18 protein-coding genes are annotated in these 16559 nt (G+C 74.3%); 13 read left to right on the top strand and 5 right to left on the bottom strand.

What is annotated here, in order from left to right; translation table 11 throughout:
* The first annotated feature begins 617 nt into the window (after positions 1-617).
* The 6 genes from pcaH (at position 618) to H297_RS0124155 (ending at position 6075) form a co-directional block, all read left to right on the top strand.
* The gene (gene pcaH, locus H297_RS0124180; RefSeq protein ID WP_037795279.1) at positions 618-1403 is read left to right on the top strand and encodes a protocatechuate 3,4-dioxygenase subunit beta; all 786 of its coding nucleotides are present in this window, start codon (positions 618-620) and stop codon (positions 1401-1403) included.
* Positions 1403-2143 (top strand): protocatechuate 3,4-dioxygenase subunit alpha, encoded by a 741-nt coding sequence (pcaG, locus tag H297_RS38115; RefSeq protein WP_064744870.1) that lies wholly within the window; start codon positions 1403-1405, stop codon positions 2141-2143. Before pcaH ends, pcaG begins: the two co-directional genes overlap by 1 nt.
* Positions 2144-2192: 49 nt before the next feature.
* On the top strand, positions 2193-3539 hold the full coding sequence (gene pcaB / locus H297_RS38110) for a 3-carboxy-cis,cis-muconate cycloisomerase (protein WP_051352136.1): 1347 nt from the start codon (positions 2193-2195) through the stop codon (positions 3537-3539).
* Positions 3536-4342 carry an alpha/beta fold hydrolase gene (locus H297_RS38105; protein WP_106959692.1) on the top strand — a complete coding sequence of 269 codons (807 nt, stop codon included), beginning with the start codon at positions 3536-3538 and terminating at the stop codon, positions 4340-4342. The genes pcaB and H297_RS38105 overlap by 4 nt, the downstream gene beginning before the upstream one ends.
* Before the next feature lie 8 nt (positions 4343-4350).
* Positions 4351-5550 carry a 4-hydroxybenzoate 3-monooxygenase gene (locus H297_RS0124160; RefSeq protein ID WP_027739164.1) on the top strand — a complete coding sequence of 400 codons (1200 nt, stop codon included), beginning with the start codon at positions 4351-4353 and terminating at the stop codon, positions 5548-5550.
* Positions 5551-5682: 132 nt separating this feature from the next.
* Positions 5683-6075 (top strand): DUF2267 domain-containing protein, encoded by a 393-nt coding sequence (locus H297_RS0124155; protein ID WP_027739163.1) that lies wholly within the window; start codon positions 5683-5685, stop codon positions 6073-6075.
* Positions 6076-6093: 18 nt separating this feature from the next.
* On the opposite strand, the gene H297_RS0124150 is transcribed toward H297_RS0124155, so the two are convergent.
* The 3 genes from H297_RS0124150 to H297_RS0124140 all read right to left on the bottom strand — a co-directional run bounded on the left by H297_RS0124150 (position 6094) and on the right by H297_RS0124140 (position 7171).
* The gene (locus H297_RS0124150; protein ID WP_027739162.1) at positions 6094-6330 is read right to left on the bottom strand and encodes a hypothetical protein; all 237 of its coding nucleotides are present in this window, start codon (positions 6328-6330) and stop codon (positions 6094-6096) included.
* A gap of 117 nt (positions 6331-6447) precedes the next feature.
* Positions 6448-6579, bottom strand: coding sequence for a hypothetical protein (locus H297_RS44540; protein ID WP_486589643.1), 132 nt, complete (start codon positions 6577-6579; stop codon positions 6448-6450).
* A gap of 91 nt (positions 6580-6670) precedes the next feature.
* Complete coding sequence (locus H297_RS0124140) at positions 6671-7171, bottom strand: MarR family transcriptional regulator (RefSeq protein ID WP_051352135.1); 501 nt, start codon at positions 7169-7171, stop codon at positions 6671-6673.
* A 290-nt stretch (positions 7172-7461) separates the two neighbouring features.
* Here H297_RS0124140 and H297_RS0124135 point away from each other — a divergent pair, with 290 nt between their 5' ends.
* The 6 genes from H297_RS0124135 to H297_RS0124110 all read left to right on the top strand — a co-directional run bounded on the left by H297_RS0124135 (position 7462) and on the right by H297_RS0124110 (position 13037).
* The gene (locus H297_RS0124135) at positions 7462-8652 is read left to right on the top strand and encodes a PP2C family protein-serine/threonine phosphatase (protein ID WP_027739160.1); all 1191 of its coding nucleotides are present in this window, start codon (positions 7462-7464) and stop codon (positions 8650-8652) included.
* Positions 8653-8846: 194 nt separating this feature from the next.
* On the top strand, positions 8847-10232 hold the full coding sequence (locus H297_RS0124130) for an enolase C-terminal domain-like protein (protein ID WP_027739159.1): 1386 nt from the start codon (positions 8847-8849) through the stop codon (positions 10230-10232).
* Positions 10229-11008 (top strand): SDR family oxidoreductase, encoded by a 780-nt coding sequence (locus H297_RS0124125; RefSeq protein ID WP_027739158.1) that lies wholly within the window; start codon positions 10229-10231, stop codon positions 11006-11008. Before H297_RS0124130 ends, H297_RS0124125 begins: the two co-directional genes overlap by 4 nt.
* Complete coding sequence (locus tag H297_RS38100; protein ID WP_051352126.1) at positions 11005-12048, top strand: aldo/keto reductase; 1044 nt, start codon at positions 11005-11007, stop codon at positions 12046-12048. Before H297_RS0124125 ends, H297_RS38100 begins: the two co-directional genes overlap by 4 nt.
* A complete protein-coding gene (locus H297_RS43360; RefSeq protein ID WP_158693727.1) occupies positions 12045-12191 on the top strand; it encodes a hypothetical protein in 147 nt (48 codons plus the stop codon). Before H297_RS38100 ends, H297_RS43360 begins: the two co-directional genes overlap by 4 nt.
* A gap of 450 nt (positions 12192-12641) precedes the next feature.
* Positions 12642-13037 carry a thioredoxin domain-containing protein gene (locus H297_RS0124110; RefSeq protein WP_027739157.1) on the top strand — a complete coding sequence of 132 codons (396 nt, stop codon included), beginning with the start codon at positions 12642-12644 and terminating at the stop codon, positions 13035-13037.
* Between the two features lie 194 nt (positions 13038-13231).
* Here the strand turns inward: H297_RS0124110 and H297_RS0124105 are convergent, their stop codons facing one another.
* On the bottom strand, positions 13232-14665 hold the full coding sequence (locus H297_RS0124105) for a carboxypeptidase regulatory-like domain-containing protein (protein ID WP_027739156.1): 1434 nt from the start codon (positions 14663-14665) through the stop codon (positions 13232-13234).
* 154 nt (positions 14666-14819) lie between these two features.
* Here H297_RS0124105 and H297_RS0124100 point away from each other — a divergent pair, with 154 nt between their 5' ends.
* Entirely contained in the window at positions 14820-15458 is a 639-nt protein-coding gene (locus H297_RS0124100) for an acyl-CoA-like ligand-binding transcription factor (RefSeq protein ID WP_027739155.1), read from the top strand.
* A gap of 19 nt (positions 15459-15477) precedes the next feature.
* On the opposite strand, the gene H297_RS0124095 is transcribed toward H297_RS0124100, so the two are convergent.
* Positions 15478-16554 carry an ATP-dependent DNA ligase gene (locus tag H297_RS0124095; RefSeq protein WP_027739154.1) on the bottom strand — a complete coding sequence of 359 codons (1077 nt, stop codon included), beginning with the start codon at positions 16552-16554 and terminating at the stop codon, positions 15478-15480.
* Positions 16555-16559: the final 5 nt, after the last annotated feature.

The following is a 16559-nucleotide window of genomic DNA, read 5'->3' as shown; positions in this document are numbered from 1 at the left end:
TGGACCCGGCTGCTGACCGACGAGGTGAGCGCCCGGGTGACCGAGAGCCAGCTCGGCGGCAACTGGGAGTTCACCCGCCCCCATTTGGACGACCGCATCGAGCTGGGACTCGTTCCGTAGAAGATGCCGGCCGAGCGACTGTGCACCGGGGCACCCCCGCCTTCTCCGCCCACCGGCGTGTGCCGGCCGGTGGCCGACTGCGGGCTGCGGGCTGCGGGCTGCCGTGCCGTACGATGGCCGTCGCCGCGTCGCCCTCGCCTCACCGCGCAAGCGGGCCCGCAAGCGCGGCGGCGCCCCCTGCCTGCTGGAACACGCACCACCGAGGACGGCGTCCCGAAGCGGGCGGCGCAGTGCCTTCCGCCACTGGCGGGACGGGACTGCGGGGAAGGGACGGTGACCGGTCTCGCCGTCCTGGACACGTACCCGGACGGGCTGCTCCTCGTCGAGTGCGCGCCCGGCGGCGAGCGAGATCCTGCACCGCACCGCCGCGTCCTCCCCTCCCCACGAGGAGGCCCGGTGACCGCCCTCCGGAACGGGCCGGGGGCCTCCGGGTCCCGCACCCCGCGCGGACCATACACCCCGCGGGCACCGGCTGTTGCGTACCGAAGGAGCCCGCCATGACCACTCCCCCCACCGCCCCACCGCTCCCCGCGGCCTCCACGCAGGCCGACATCGACGCTGCCGTGGCCGCCGCACGGCGACGGAACGCCGGGGCAGGGCCGCGCCACCACCCGCCGCGGGACTTCCCGCCGTACCGCAGCAGCGCGTTGCGCCATCCGCAGCAGGCTCCGCTGCCGCTGCGGGACCCGGAAGCGGTCGAGCTGAGCGGTCCGGTCTTCGGTGCCACCGACGTCACCACGCTGGACAGCGACCTGACGTGCCGTCACCAGGGGGAGCCGCTGGGCGAACGGATCACCGTGACCGGGCAGGTGCGCGACCGGCGCGGGCGGCCGGTGCGCGGGCAGCTCGTCGAGCTGTGGCAGGCCAACGCGTCGGGCCGGTACGCGCACCAGCTCGACCAGCACCCGGCGCCGCTCGACCCGCACTTCACCGGGTTCGGCCGCTGCCTGACCGACGCCGAGGGCCGGTACGCGTTCACCACGATCAAGCCCGGCGCCTACCCTTGGCGCAACCACACGGGTGCCTGGCGGCCCGCGCACCTCCACTTCTCCCTCTTCGGCGAGGCCTTCGCCCAGCGGCTGGTCACGCAGATGTACTTCCCGGGCGACCCGCTCTTCCCGTACGACCCGATCCTGCAGTCCGTCACCGATCAGGCGGCCCGCGACCGCCTGGTCGCCGCCTACGACCATGAACTGTCCGTGCCCGAACGGTCGCTGGGCTACCGCTGGGACATCGTCCTGGACGGTCCGGCCGCCACCTGGTGCGAGGAGGGCCGCGGCTGATGACCGGACCACAGAAGAAGACCGCGTACCCCGCCGCGGAGAGCGGGAAGCAGGCGGCCACGCACACCGGCGCCGTACAGCCGCCGCTCGCGCCCACCCCCTCGCAGACCGTCGGGCCCTTCTACGGATACGCCCTGCCCTTCGCGGGCGGCGGCGACGTGGCACCCGCCGGGCACCCGGACACCGTCACCCTCCACGGGAACGTGTACGACGGCGCCGGGCAGCCGGTGCCCGACGCGCTGCTGGAGGTGTGGCAGGCCGGTCCCGACGGGTCGACCGCGGGGGCGCCGGGATCGCTGCGGCACGACCCCGCCACCGGCGAGGTCGTCGGCCGCGACGGGGTGCGCTTCACCGGATTCGCCCGGGTGCCGACCGACGCCGACGGCCACTGGGTCCTCCGTACACTCGCGCCGGGCCCCCACCGTCCGGGCGCGGTGCCCTCTCTTCCGGTGCTGGTCCTCGCGCGGGGCCTGCTGCACCACCTGTACACCCGCGCCCACCTGCCCGAGCACGCCGAAGCGCTGGCCGCCGATCCGGTGTTCGGCACGCTGTCTCCCGAGCGCCGGGCCACGCTGCTGGCCACCCGGGAGCAGGAGCGGCTCTACAGGTTCGACATTCGCCTCCAGGGCGAGAAGGAGACGGTCTTCCTTGACTTCCCCCTCGACCCCCTCGACCCCCTCGGCCGCTCCGGCGCCCCCGGACCCGCCGACGGCTCCCCCACCGTGCCCCGGCCCCGCTGACCCGACGGCGGCGCCCGGCGACGGCGCCGACGTCGGGCTCCTCTCCCCCGTGCGGGCGGGCTCCCCGGCCGAGGCGGCAACCAGCGACACCGCCTTCCTCCAGGCGCTGCTCGACGCGGAAGCCGCCCTCACCCGCGCCCAGGCCAGGCTCGGTCTCGCCCCCGAGGCAGCCGCGCAGACCGTCTCCCGCGCGGCCGACGCCACCTGCTTCGACGTACGGGACCTCGCGCTGCGGGCCCGCGCGAGCGGCAACCCGGTCATCCCGCTGGTCGCCGACCTCACCGCGGCGGTGGGCGAGGCGGCAGGCCCCTACGTGCACCGTGGGGCCACCAGCCAGGACATCCTGGACACCGCCGCGATGCTGGTCGCACACCGCACGCTGAGCCTGCTGCTGCCCGACCTGGACCGCACCGCCGCGGCGCTGGCCGCACTCGCCGCGGCGCACCGGGACACGGCGATGCCGGGCCGTACCCTCACCCAGCACGCCGTGCCGACCACCTTCGGCCTCAAAGCGGCCACCTGGCGCAGCCTCGTCCTGGACGCGCACCGCCGGCTGGCCGCCGTCCGCGCGGCCCTGCCCGCCCAGCTCGGCGGCGCGGCCGGAACGCTCGCGGCGTTCGCCGCCGACGGCGGCACCGAGGCGGCCCTGGACCTGCCGGCCGCCTTCGCCGCCGCGACCGGGCTGGCCGCGCCCCTGCTGCCCTGGCACACGGCGCGCACGCCCGTCGCGGACCTGGGCGCCGCGCTCGCCCACACCGCCGGCGCCCTGGGCAGGATCGCCGCGGACGTGCTGGTCCTGACCCGCACCGAGACCGCCGAGGTCGTCGACGGCGCGAGCGGCGGCTCGTCCGCCATGCCGCACAAGGCCAACCCGGTGCGGGCCACCCTGATCGCAGCCGCCGCACGGCGCCTCCCCTCCCTGGCCGCCGTGCTGTTCGGGGCGCTCAGCGGTGAGGACGAGCGCCCGGCCGGGGCCTGGCACAGCGAGTGGCAGACCCTGCGCGAGGCGCTGCGGGTGACCGGCGGCGCCGCCCGGTGCGCCGCCGAACTCACGGAAGCGCTCCGGGTTCGGCCCGCACGGATGCGGCAGAACCTTCAGCTGACCGGCGGGCGCATCCTGGCCGAGCACGCCTCGACCGTGCTGGGCACACACGTCGGGAGGGCGCGGGCCACGGCGCTGGTCACCGACGCCGCCGCGCGCTCCGCCTCGGACGGGGTACCCCTCACCGAGGTACTGCGCGGGCACCCGGAACTGGCCGGGGTACCCGAGGGGGTGTGGGCCGGACTGGCCGACCCGGCACACCGCACGGGGTGCGCCCCGCACCTGGTGGACCGGGCACTGGCCGGCCGCGGCCCGGCCCCGTTTCGTCCGGCCGAGCCCGAGGAGGACTCGTGACCCTGCCCCACCACCGTCTCGACGGCCCCGCAGACGGCACCCCGCTGATCCTCGGACCGTCCCTGGGCACCTCCCTCGCGGTGTGGGAGCCCCAGCTTCCCGCCCTCACCCGGCAGCACCGGGTGCTCCGCTACGACCTGCCCGGACACGGGCGGACCCCCCTCGACGTGCTGGCCGAACCGAGCACCGAGCGCACCACCGTCGACGAGCTGGCCGCGCAGGTGCTTGCGCTGGCCGGCCACCACGGCTGGGAGACCTTCCGGTATGCGGGGATCTCCCTGGGCGGCGGCATCGGTACCCACCTGGCCGTCCACCACCCCCGGCGGGTGGCGTCGCTGGCCCTGGTGTGCACCTCGGCCTGGTTCGGTCCGGCGGCGGGCTGGCACGAGCGGGCCGCCCTCGTCCGGGAGGGCGGCGCCCGGGCCGTCCTCGAGTCGGCTCCGGGACGCTGGTTCGCCGACCCGGACACGATGAGCGGCACGCCGCTCGGTGCCAGGCTGCTCGCGGATCTGGCCGAGGCCGACCCGGCCGGATACGTCGCCTGCTGCGAGGCACTCGCCGCCTTCGACGCGCGGCAGGCCCTGTCCCGGATCACCGCGCCGACGCTGGTCGTGGCGGGAAGCGAGGACCCGGCCACCCCGCCGGCACACGCCCGTGAACTGGCCGACGGCATCCCCGGGGCCGCCCTCGTCGAGGTGGACGGCGCCGCACACCTCGCCGGAGTGGAGCGGCCCGACACCGTCACCGACGCCCTGCTGGCGCACTGGGACAGTGCCACCGCACCGGCCGCCACCGGGAAGTGACCGCTCCCATGACACCACCCCGCCGCACCCGGGTCGCCGTCGTCGGTGCGGGCCCCGCCGGGCTGCTGCTCGCCCGCCTGCTGCACCGGCACGGCATCGACTGCGTCGTCCTGGAGAGCCGGGATCGCGCTTACGCGGAGCAACGCCAGCGCGCCGGCATCCTGGAGCAGGGCACGGTGGACGTGCTGCGCTGCGCGGGCGCCGCCGACCGGCTGGAGCGCGAGGGAATGCCGCACGAGGGCATCGAGCTGCGCTTCGCCGGTCGCCGGCACCGCCTCGACTTCCCCGCACTGACCGGCGGCCGGCGGGTGTGGGTCTACGCCCAGACGGAGATCGTCAAGGACCTGACAGCCCTGCAACTGGCCGACGGGGCACCGCTGTTCTTCGACGCGCCGGTGCACGCGGTGGAGGGCGCGCTGAGCGACCGGTGCACCGTCCGCTACACCCACCAGGGCCGGGAGCGCTCGCTGAGCTGCGACTGGGTCGTGGGCTGCGACGGCTTCCACGGCACCGTGCGCCGCACCGTCCCCGAGGGGGCGCGGCGGGTGCACGAGCGGGTCTACCCGTACTCGTGGCTGGGCATCCTCGCGGACGCGCCGCCCGTCCACGACGAGCTGATCTACGCGCACTCCGCGCACGGGTTCGCGCTGGCCAGCATGCGCTCACCCACCGTCAGCCGGCTGTACCTCCAGGTGCCCGACGGGACGGACCCGCAGGCGTGGCCCGACGCGCGTGTCTGGGACGAGCTGGACCGCCGCTTCGGCGCGGACGCCCACTGGCGGCTCAACCGCGGCCCGGTCACGAGCAAGTCCGTGCTGCCGATGCGCAGCTCGGTGACCGAGCCGATGCGCCACGGCCGGGTGCTGCTCGCCGGGGACGCCGCCCACATCGTCCCGCCGACCGGCGCCAAGGGCCTCAACCTGGCCGTCTCCGACGTCACCGTGCTGGCCCGCGCCTTCGCCCACCTGCACCGGTCCGGCTCCACCGCGCTGCTGGACACCTACTCCGAACAGTGCCTGCGGCGGGTGTGGCGGGCCGAGCTCTTCTCGTACTTCATGACGACGACCCTGCACACCGCCCCCGGCCAGTCCTCCTTCGACACCCGTCTCCAGCTCTCCCAACTGGACCGGATCGCCACCTCCCGGCATGCCGCGGCCGAGCTGGCGGAGAACTACACCGGCATGCCGCTGTCCGCCGCCTCCGGGTGAGCGGACCGGCGCCGGAGCCGGTCCAGAGGCGCTGCCGGCCGGCACCCATGAGCGGTCCACCGCTGGGTACCGGGGGCGGGAGAGCGGCGCCGCATGCGGCGTGAGTGATCCCGTGGGACGAAGGAGCCGACCATGAGGTACGACGAGTTCCTGGCCCAGGTCCGCGAGCGCGGCGAATACCGTGACCGGCAGGAGGCCGAGCAGGTGACCTGGGCGGTGCTGAGCGTGCTGGCCCTCCGCATCTCCCCCGTCAAGGCCCAGGAGCTGGCGGCCCAGCTCCCCGGTCCGCTCGGGCCCGTCGTCGCCGAGGCCGGGGAGGAGGAGCCGGAGACGTTCGGCGTGCTGCAGTTCTGCGAACGGGTCGCCGAGCAGACCGGAGCCCGGCCCCGGACCGCCGAGTGGGATGCCAGCGCCGTCCTGTCGACCCTCGGGGACGCCGTGTCCGGGGGCGAGCTCAACCAGTTGATCAGCCAGTTGCCCAGCGGGTACGCGGCGCTGTTCGGCAAGGCGGAGCTGAGCCGCTGAGCGGCCCGCACCCGGCGGTCACCCGTCGGTCGCCTGCCAACTGCGCCGAAGGACGGCGAGCGAGCGGTCGAGGACAGCACCGGAGCGGGCGCCTTCCTCCCCGTCGTCGCCACCCGCTCCCTCCGCCCCGCCCGCACCGCCCGTCTCGACGGCGACCGTGACGCGGACCTCGCCCGCGGCTGCCCCTTCGGCGCCGACCGCGCCCGCACCGGTGTCGGTACCCGCGCCGGTCGCGGCCGCTGCCGCGTCGGTCACGTACAGCTGTCCCCGGTGACCGAGCGGACCGCCCGCTCCTCAGGTGGCGCTGCGGCTGGGCCCGTCGACGGTCAGCCGCACCTCCAGCGTCCACCCGGCGGCACCGGTGACGCGCGCTCACTCTTCGTCGAGGCGTGCGGCGGCACGCACGCCCGGCACGTAGGCGGGCAGGTTGCCCACCTCGCCGAGGTGGGCGAAGAGCGCGTCCGCGTCGGCCGGGAGCGTGACGGTCGCCTCACGGTGCGCCATGGCAGCTCGCCTCCTGCGGTCTGCGTCCCGCCGGTCGCGGGTGTGCGCAGCACACCACAGTGCGGGGCGCTCGGAGCGGAGCCGCCAGGTGTCACGCCGAACGGTCCACGTCCTTCAGTGCGCTCAGCGGCCGCACGGGGGACGGGGACGCGCTCTCCGCCGCGTCCTGGAAGGCCTGCAACCCCTCACCCAGCAGCGCGCGGGTCCTGGGCGACATCGCGGCCAGGGTCGCGGTGAGGGCCTCCTGGCGGCGCAACCGCAGGTCGCTGAGGTACTTGTGGCCCTGCCGCGTCAGGTGCAGCTCCAGCTCCCGGCGGCTGACGGGGCTCGGCAGCCGCTCCAGGAAACCGAGTGCCTGGAGACGGTCGCACAGCCGGCTGACCGAGGAGGGCCCCGACCCCAGCAGCTCGCCCAGGGTGCGCAGGTTCATGCCCTCGTCACGGTCGAGGCAGTACAGGACCCGGAGCTGGGAGGCGGAGACGGGCGAGGTGGAGACCGCGTCCCGGCCGTGCTCCCACAGGACCTCCAGCAGCTCGATGACCTCGCCGGCCGCCCCGGCTGCCCAAGCTGCCTCGCGCGAGGACGACGTCACGTTCCACTCCACATTTCCGGCCACTTCGCCCCGGCATCGGGGTCCATTCGTCACCTGTTCGGCATCCGTGCAAAGGGCGGGTAGAGCCTATCGTCCCGCCTCACCCCGGCGACAGACCCGGACGGCAGACCCGTACCGGCTGGTCACGGCGCCGGGACGGCCCCCGAGCGCCATCTGTTGTCGTTCAGCGAATGTTGCAGTGCGACGATAATGTACGGAACCGGCCGGGCAGGGCAGCAGTGCCCCCTGCCCGGCCGTCGCACCGTCTGACAGACCCAGAAGCAGGAGACGTGGACAGATACGCCGTGGTCGAGCGGGCCCTGCGCGCCGCCGCACCGCACGCATTGCTCGATGTCGTCGACGAGGCACTGCGAGAACAGTACGGGGCCCTCGGGGCCGAGCTGCGCATGGCCGACTACGGCATGAGCACGCTGCAGATGGTGGAGCCCGTGCCGCTCACCGCGGAGCCGGTGCGCATCCACAACAGCCCGCAGGGCAGGGCACTGCGGGCGCCGGAACCCCTGGTGGTCGCCGACCGGTCGGCGCGGACCGTCGCGACGCACCTGCCGGTGAGCGTGCGCGGTGACCGGCTGGGCGTCCTGTCGGTCACCTTTCCGGGTGAGGCCGATGTGCACGGGCTGCTTCCGGAGCTGGAGCACCTGTGCGGGGCACTCGGCCACGAGATCGCGGTCGCCGAACGCGACACCGACCTCTACCTGCGGGCCCGCCGGGCGACGCGGCTGACCCTGGCCGCGGAGATGCAGTGGCAGTTGCTGCCGGGCCGCTCGCTGCGGCGGCACGAATTCGCCCTGGGCGCCCACTTGGAGCCCGCGTACTCCACCACCGGGGACAACTTCGACTGGTCCGTCTCGGCCGGCCACCTGACCATCGCCGTGGCCAACGGCATGGGCGAGGGCGTGGAGGCGGCCCTGCTGACCAACCTCGCCGTCAGCGCGATGCGCAACGCCCGGCGGGCCGGCCTCGGCCTGGCCGACCAGGCGGCACTGACCGACCAGGCGGTGTACGCGCAGCACCACGGGACCGCACACGTGTCGATGGTGCTGCTCCGGTTCGAACTCACCACCGGGCAGGTGGAGGTCGTCGAGGCCGGCTCCCCGCGCGCCTGGCTGCGCCGGGGCGGCAAGGTGGACCCGCTCGTCTTCGACGCCCAGCTCCCGCTCGGCATGTTCGAGGAGACCCACTACGTGACCGAGCGGTTCCAGGTGCAGCCCGGGGACCGGCTGCTGCTGGCGACCGACGGGGTCTACGAGTCCGCCTCGCCCGGCGGTGAGGCGTTCGGTGACCACGGTCTGGCCCGCTCCCTGACGGCCAATCGGCTGCTGCCCGCCGCCCAGGTGCCCCGCGCGGTCTTCCAGGACCTGTCCGACCACCGCGGCGGCGGACTGCTGGAGGACGACGCGTTGGCGGTCTGCGTCGACTGGTACGGGCGCGACGCGGCGGTGGGGCCGGGCGCGGGCTGACTCGGCGCGACCGGCACAGAAGAGATCCGATGTTTCCTTGCGCCGGTTCCCTCGCAGGCATAGTGTCGCCTCGATCGCCTCGATCGCCTCGATCGCCTCGATCGCCTCGGCTACCGGGCCTTCGAGGCGTGCGGTGCTCCGGTCGGCAGGGCAGGTGCGGCCGGCCGGGGAACGGTCTGTGAAAGGAACCCCAGTTGTCCGCAGACGTTGCACGGATCATCGCGATGGACACCTACGACGTCCGGTTCCCCACCTCCGGGCAGTTGGACGGGTCGGATGCGATGAATCCGGACCCCGACTACTCCGCCGCGTACGTCGTTCTGCGCACCGACGCGGAGGACGCCGGTGCGGGCGGCGGCGCACTGGCCGGGCACGGGTTCGCCTTCACCATCGGGCGCGGCAACGACGTGCAGGTCGCCGCCATCGAGGCACTGCGGCCCCACGTGCTGGGGCGGTCCGTCGCCGGCCTGTGCGCCGACCCGGGATCCCTGGCCGCGGATCTGACCGGGGACAGCCAACTGCGCTGGCTGGGGCCGGAGAAGGGGGTGATGCACATGGCCGTCGGCGCCGTGGTCAACGCGGTGTGGGACCTGGCCGCCAAGGCCGCGCGCAAGCCCCTGTGGAAGCTGCTGGCCGACGCGGAACCCGCGTGGCTGGTCTCCCAGATCGACTTCCGCTACCTGACGGACGCACTCACCGAGCAGGAGGCCCTGCAGATCCTGCGCCGCGGCCAGGAGGGGAGGCAGACCCGCGAAGCCGGACTGCGCCGGGACGGCTACCCCGCCTACACCACCTCGCCCGGCTGGCTGGGGTACCCGGACGAGAAGCTCGCCCGCCTCGCCGAGCAGGCCGTCGCTGCGGGGTTCCGTCAGGTCAAGCTGAAGGTGGGGGCGGATCTGAGCGACGACGTACGGCGCTGCCGCACCGCCCGCGAAGTGCTCGGCCCCGGATTCCGGCTGGCGATCGACGCCAACCAGCGCTGGGACGTGGCGCAGGCCGTGGACTGGGTGCGGGCGCTGGCCGAGTTCGAGCCGTACTGGATCGAGGAGCCGACCAGCCCCGACGACGTGCTCGGGCACGCGGCGATCCGGCGGGCCGTGGCACCGGTGAAGGTCGCCACCGGCGAACACGTGCACAACCGGGTCGTCTTCAAGCAGTTGCTCCAGGCCGAGGCCGTCGACGTGGTGCAGATCGACGCGGCCCGGGTCGGCGGCGTCAACGAGAACCTGGCGATCCTGCTGCTGGCCGCGAAGTTCGGGGTGCCGGTCTGTCCGCACGCGGGCGGCGTCGGCCTGTGCGAGCTGGTCCAGCACCTGTCGATGTTCGACTACGTGGCCGTCTCGGGCACCACCCGGGACCGGGTCGTCGAGTACGTCGACCACCTCCACGAGCACTTCCTGGACCCCGTGGTGATCCGCGACGGGCACTACGCCGCTCCCTTGCGGCCGGGCTTCTCGGCAGCCATGAGTCCCGAGTCGATCGCCACCTACACCTACCCACACGGCAGCTTCTGGGCCGCCGACCGCGCGCGTCACGGCGACGGCCCGGAGGACTCCGACCTTGCGGAGGACCAGGCATGACCATCCACGAAACGGCCGGGCTGCGCGCCGTCGTCACCGGCGGCGCCTCGGGCATCGGCAGGGCCACCGCCCTGCGCCTCGCCGCCGGCGGCGCAGCCGTCGCCGTACTGGACCTGGAGCCGGACCCGGAACAGGCATCGCAGGCATCGGCTGCTCCGCTGTACGGCATCCGCACCGACGTGACGGACGACGCCTCCGTCCGCGCCGGTGTCGAACAGGCGGCCGCGCAACTGGGCGGTGTCGACATCCTGGTCAACAACGCGGGCATCGGCGCCGCCGGGACCGTGGCCGACAACCCCGACAGCGAGTGGCAGCGGGTGCTCGACGTCAACGTCGTCGGCATCGCCCGCACCACCCGCGCCGCCCTCCCCCACCTGCGCCGCTCCGGCCACGCGTCGATCGTCAACACCTGCTCCATCGCGGCCACCGCAGGGCTGCCGCAGCGCGCGCTGTACGCGGCCAGCAAGGGGGCGGTGTACTCCCTGACGCTGGCCATGGCCGCCGACCACGTACGCGAGGGCATCCGGGTCAACTGCGTCAACCCCGGGACGGTGGACACGCCTTGGGTGGGCAGGCTGCTGGCGGCAGCCGACGATCCGGCGGCCGAGCGGCAGGCGCTCCAGGCCCGGCAGCCGCACGGCAGGCTGGTGAGCGCCGACGAGGTCGCGGGCGCCATCGTCTACCTGGCGGGGCCCGCGTCGGGGTCGGTCACCGGTACGGCCCTGGCGGTGGACGGCGGCATGGCCGGCCTGCGGCTGAGGCCCGCCGGGGCATGAGCGACCCGCTGCCGCACCGGACGCTGGGCCGCAGCACCGCACGCGTGACGCGCCTCGCCTTCGGCGCCGCCTGCCTCGGCAACCTGTACGAGGCGATGAGCGAAGCGCAGGCGGCCGCCACCGTCGAGGCGGCCTGGGAGGAGGGGCTGCGCACCTTCGACGTGGCCCCGCACTACGGTCTGGGGCTGGCCGAGAGGCGGCTGGGGTCGGCCCTGCGCGGGCTGCCCCGGGACAGCTTCACGGTCTCCACAAAGGTCGGACGTCTACTGGAGCCGCTGCCCGCCCCGCACGGGAGCGATCTGGCGCACGGCTTCGCCGCCCCCGCCGGTCACCGCCGGGTGTGGGACTTCAGCGCCGACGGGGTGCGCCGCAGCCTGCACGGCAGTCTGACGCGGCTCGGGCTCGACCGCGTCGACATCGTCCACCTTCACGACCCGGACGACCACGAACACCAGGCCCTCACCCGCGCGTACCCGGCCCTGGAGCGGTTGCGCGCCGAGGGCGTGATCTCCGCGATCGGCATCGGGATGAACCAGTCCGCGATGCCCGCCCGGTTCGTCCGGGACACCGACCTCGACGTCGTCCTGCTCGCCGGCCGCTACACCCTGCTGGACCAGAGCGGGCTGGACGACCTGCTGCCCGCGGCACAGGAGAGGGGCGTCCCGGTGCTGGCCGCGGGCGTCTTCAACTCCGGGGTGCTCGCCGATCCGCGGCTGCGGGCGACCTACGACTACTGCGCGGCGCCCACAGACGTGCTGGACCGGGCGCGGAGGCTGGAGGCGCTGTGCGCGCAGCACGGTGTCCCGCTGCGCACCGCCGCGGCGCGCTTCCCGCTGGGCCACCCCGCGGTCGCCGGCGTGCTGCTGGGGCTGGGGTCCCCGCAGGAGGTGCGGGACGCGGCCGCGGGGTTCCGCCGTCCGCTGCCGCCCGCCCTGTGGGACGCGCTCGCCTCCAGCGGGCTGCTCAGGCACCGCGTACCGCTGCCGTATCCGGAAGGTGCCGACAGCACCCGGCCCGGGACGAGAGAGCGGACGCCATGAGGGCCGTCCCGCACAGGCGCGTGCGCACCGACCGCGTCCCCGACCAGCCCAACTTGCCCGACCACCCCGACCACTCCGACCACTCCGACCACCTCGACCACCAGACTGCGAGGCCCCCGCACCCCGAGGTGCCGCGGAGCTGACCGCCGCGATCCGGGCGGGGGCTGCACGTCCTGGACGGTCCGGCGCAGCGGCACCGGCCTCTTCCACCTGCTGGAGTGTGCCAGGACCTCGGCCGACTGCTCGCCGGACCGGAGGCCGCCGGTGCACGTGGCCTGGCAGTACCGGACGGCCTCACTTCTGGACGTGGTCCACGGCTGCTGCGCGCCGGGCGCGGCGGCCGGGCTGCCCGGTCGAGCGGAGGACGCCACGGTGCCTCGCGGGAAGGACGGCGTGCGAGGGACGCGGACACGGCCCCGGCCAGGCGCCGCCACCGGCACCCGGGGCCAGGGCGCGGTGTCCCGGAGGGCCGGACCCGTTCGGAACGGGAGGGGACTGGAGAGCCTGTCCGTGGGGAATGCGGAGCGGGCGGAGGATTGTTCCTCCGCCTCCAGGGCGCGGCCCGTCCTGATGCCCCCATTGCAGGAGACAGCATGAGCACCATCGAGCTGACCAAGGACAACTTCGAGGAGATCGTCGGGCAGAACGATTTCCTCCTGATCGACTTCTGGGCCTCCTGGTGCGGCCCCTGCCGCAGCTTCGCACCCGTGTACGAGGCCGCGGCGGAGCGCCATTCCGACCTGGCCTTCACCAAGGTGGACACGGAGGCACAGCAGGAGCTCGCGGCGGCTTTCGAGGTGCAGTCGATCCCGACCCTGGCGATCATCCGGGACCGCACCCTGATCTTCTCCCAACCCGGCGCCCTCCCCGAGGCGGCGCTGGAGGACGTGATCGGCCAGGCCCGTGCGCTCGACATGGAGGAGGTCCGCCGCACCGCCGAGGCCCAGCAGGGCGGTCAGGACGGCGGGGCGCAGGGCGGCGACGCCTGAGCCCGGGCGGCGCCCGCATCCCGGGCCCGGAACCGCCCCGGGCAGCCGCCGCGCCCTCCCGGAGAGCACCACGACAGTGGCCGCCCGGCTGATGCCGGGCGGCCACTGCTGTCGCAGGAGACCACGACGGGGCGCCAAGACGGGAGGCCACGTCCGGGGGGCGGCGGGGCACGGGGGCTTCAGCCGCGAAGCCCTCAGTCTCGGGCCCCTCCCGCGGCGCCCGCCGGGACGGGGCGGCGGTCCAGGCGGAAGTCCTGCCTGACGGGGTGGCCGTCGCGGGCCCGTACCCGGGCCACGGCCGCGAGGCGGTCGGGGCTGCTGGCGATGACGTTGACGAACTGATCGGGCAGCCCGGCCGCGCCGTACTCGCCGTTGTGGTCCGTGATGGCCCGCACCAGTTCCCGGCCGTGGGTGCCGGTCACCGTGAGGGCGACGCCCGGCAGCGGCCGGCCGCCCTCGTCGGTGACCCGGCCGGTCAGGGTGGGCTGCTGCTGGCCCATGCGGTGGGTGTGCGGCTCCACGGCGCTGGGCCGGGGCAGCTCGAAGGAGGGGTCCTCGACCGGGGGCTCGGGGGTGGGCGCGGTCGCCTGTGCGGGCTCGCCCTCCAGTTCGGCCGCCGCCTCCCGCTCGGCCTCCTTGCGGGCTGCGCGGCGCTCCTTCCAGGCGCCGAGCGCGACGAGGGCGGCGCCGCCGGCCACCCATGCGCACAGCACCCACGCGTGCTGCCACACGTCCTTGCCGTCGAAGTAGAACAGCCCGCGCAGCGCCTCGATCAGGTTGCCCATCGGCATGACGGGATGCAGGGCCCGGAAGAACCCGGGCACCATCTGCACGGGGATCGCGCCGCCGCTGGAGGGCATGCTCAGCAGGACGAACAGCCCCATGGCCACGCCGGGGAAGAACTGCTTGAAGAACGGTACGAGCCCGTAGGAGGTCTGCGAGACGGCCTGGGTCATCAGGAAGATGAGCGGGATGGCCAGCGGCTCGTCCGGGATGACGTCCATGGCCCGCGCCACGAAGAAGGCGACGACGCTCTCCACGACGCCGATGGCGACGAGGGTGAGGACCTTCTTGCGCCGCCCGAACGTGGTGGCCCGCAGCAGCATCATCACGCTCACGTAGGAGGGGATGGTGCAGGCGAGGACGACGTAGAAGAGCCCGGTTCCCATGCCGTCGCCGGACGCGGTGGGGGCGGCCTCGTGGATCTTGAGCTGTCCGCCGCTCTGCTGGGCGACGGAGGTGAAGGTCTTCTGGAGGACCGACTCCAGGGAGTAGCCGTCGGCCTTGGCGACGTAGAGCTGCGGCGTGTGGGCGTCGGGCACGTAGGCGGCGGTGGCGTCACGGTCGGTGACGGCGTCGTGGGCCGCCTGCGCGTCGGCGACCTGGTGGATGTCGAAGGCACCGGGGCTCTTGTGCTCCAGCGCCGCTTCGAGCTGCGGGGCCGTCGGTCCGGCGACGGCGACGTCCACGTGGTGCGGCACCGGGTTGTGGAAGGGCAGCAGGTAGCAGACGAGGAAGCCGGTGAAGAAGAACGCCGGGAACCAGAGCGTCTCCGCCAGGGTGCGCACCGTCGCGCGGAGCGCGGAGGCGCTGCCTCCGCTGTCCGGTTCCGCCTTGTGTTCCGCCATGGGCTGGGGTCCGCCTCCTCCTGGTCACGATGTACGTGGTACTGCCAATGATTAGTGACGCTAACAGAAAAATGCAGCGCTGCAAAAATGCACTACTGTAGGGAGCGCCACAGCCGGCGCCGGAACCGAGCAGCCGACCAGCACGGGAGCACGCATGTCCGCGCACACCGCCGAAAGCCCCCAGGGACTCCGGGAGCGCAAGAAGCTGGAGACCCGCTCGGCGCTGCGCGCCGCCGCCGTGCGGTTGTACCTGGAGCGCGGTCCGGCCGCCGTCACCGTGCACGACATCTGCGAGGCCGCCGGGGTCTCCCCGCGGACCTTCTTCAACTACTTCGAGACCAAGGACGACGCGGTCTTCGACTGGGACCACCGGCTCACCGGACAGCTCGTCGAGCTGCTGGCCGGGCGCCCCGCCGACGAACCCCCGCTGGAGGCGCTGCGCATGACGCTGCGCACGGCCATCCCCGCCCTGGTGGCCGACGCGGGATGGCGGGAGCGCCGCAAACTGCTGGGCGCCCACCCCGAACTGGTGCCCAAGCTGGTGCACAGCAACAGCCACATGGCCGAAGCCCTCTCACAGGCCGTCGCCGCCCGCACCGGGCTGCCCGCCGACGCCCTCTACCCCCGCCTGCTGGCCGGGACGGCGATGACGGTGCTGCGCTCCGCCATCCGGGCGTGGGACGCCGAGTCGTCGGCCGGGGAACTGCTGGCCATGCTCGACAGCTGCTTCGCGTCACTGGCCGCCGGGCTCCCCGCCCCGGCCGGGAACGATCCGCTGCGCCCGGCCCGCTGAGCCTCAGTGGGCCGGGCGTTCAGCGCCCACCGAGCGCCTGCGCCAGGTCGTAGCGCACCGGCTGTTCGAGCTGCTCGTACGTGCACGAGCCGGGCTCGCGGTCCGGGCGCCAGCGGCGGAAGTGCACGGTGTGCCGGAAGCGCTCGCCCTCCATGTGGTCGTAGGCCACCTCAAGAACCCGCTCGGGCCGCAGCGGCACCCAGGACAGGTCCTTGGTGCCGCTCCACCGGCTGGGTGCGCCCGGCATCCGCCCCTCCTCGTGCGCCGCCTCCTCCTCCCAGCGGGCCCACGGGTGGCGCTCGGGCCGGTCCGTCCGCAGCGGCGCCAGCTCGCTCATCAGCTCCCGGCGGCGCGCCGCCGGGAACGAGGAGGAGGCTCCCACGTACTGGAGCGCGCCGGAGGCGTCGTAGAGGCCGAGCAGCAGGGAGCCCACCGCGTCGGGCCCGCTCTTGTGCGGGCGGAGCCCGGCCAGCACGCAGTCGGCAGTGCGCTCGTGCTTCACCTTGAGCATCACCCGCTCCCCCGGCCGGTAGGGCAGCTCGGGCCGCTTGGCGACCACCCCGTCGAGCCCGGCCCCCTCGTAGTGCGCGAACCACTCCTCGGCCACCGCCCGGTCGTAGGTGACCGGCGCCAGATGGAGGGGCGGGGTCACGCCCCTGAGGGCCTTCTCCAGCAACGGCCGCCGTTCGGACAGCGGCCGGACCATCGCGTCGGTGTCCCCCAGCGCCAGCAGGTCGAAGGCGACGAAGGAGACGGGGGTGCGCTCGGCCAGCAGGCGCACCCGGGAGGCGGCCGGGTGGATGCGCTGCTGGAGTGCCTCGAAGTCGAGCCTGCCGCCGAGGGGCAGCACGATCTCGCCGTCGAGCACGCAGCGGCGGGGCGCCCGCTGCCGCAGCCCGTCGACGAGTTCGGGGAAGTAGCGGACCAGCGACTTGCCGGTCCGGCTGATCAGCTCCACCTCGTCGCCGTCCCGGAAGACCAGACAGCGGAACCCGTCCCACTTGGCCTCGTACTGCATGCCCTCGGCCGCCTCCGGCAGCCGCGGGACGGGCTTGGCGAGCATCGGCTTGACGGGCGGCATCACCGGGAGGTCCACCCCTC

Source organism: Streptomyces sp. CNT360 (genome assembly GCF_000424785.1).
This window is presented reverse-complemented; position numbering and strand designations above follow the sequence as displayed.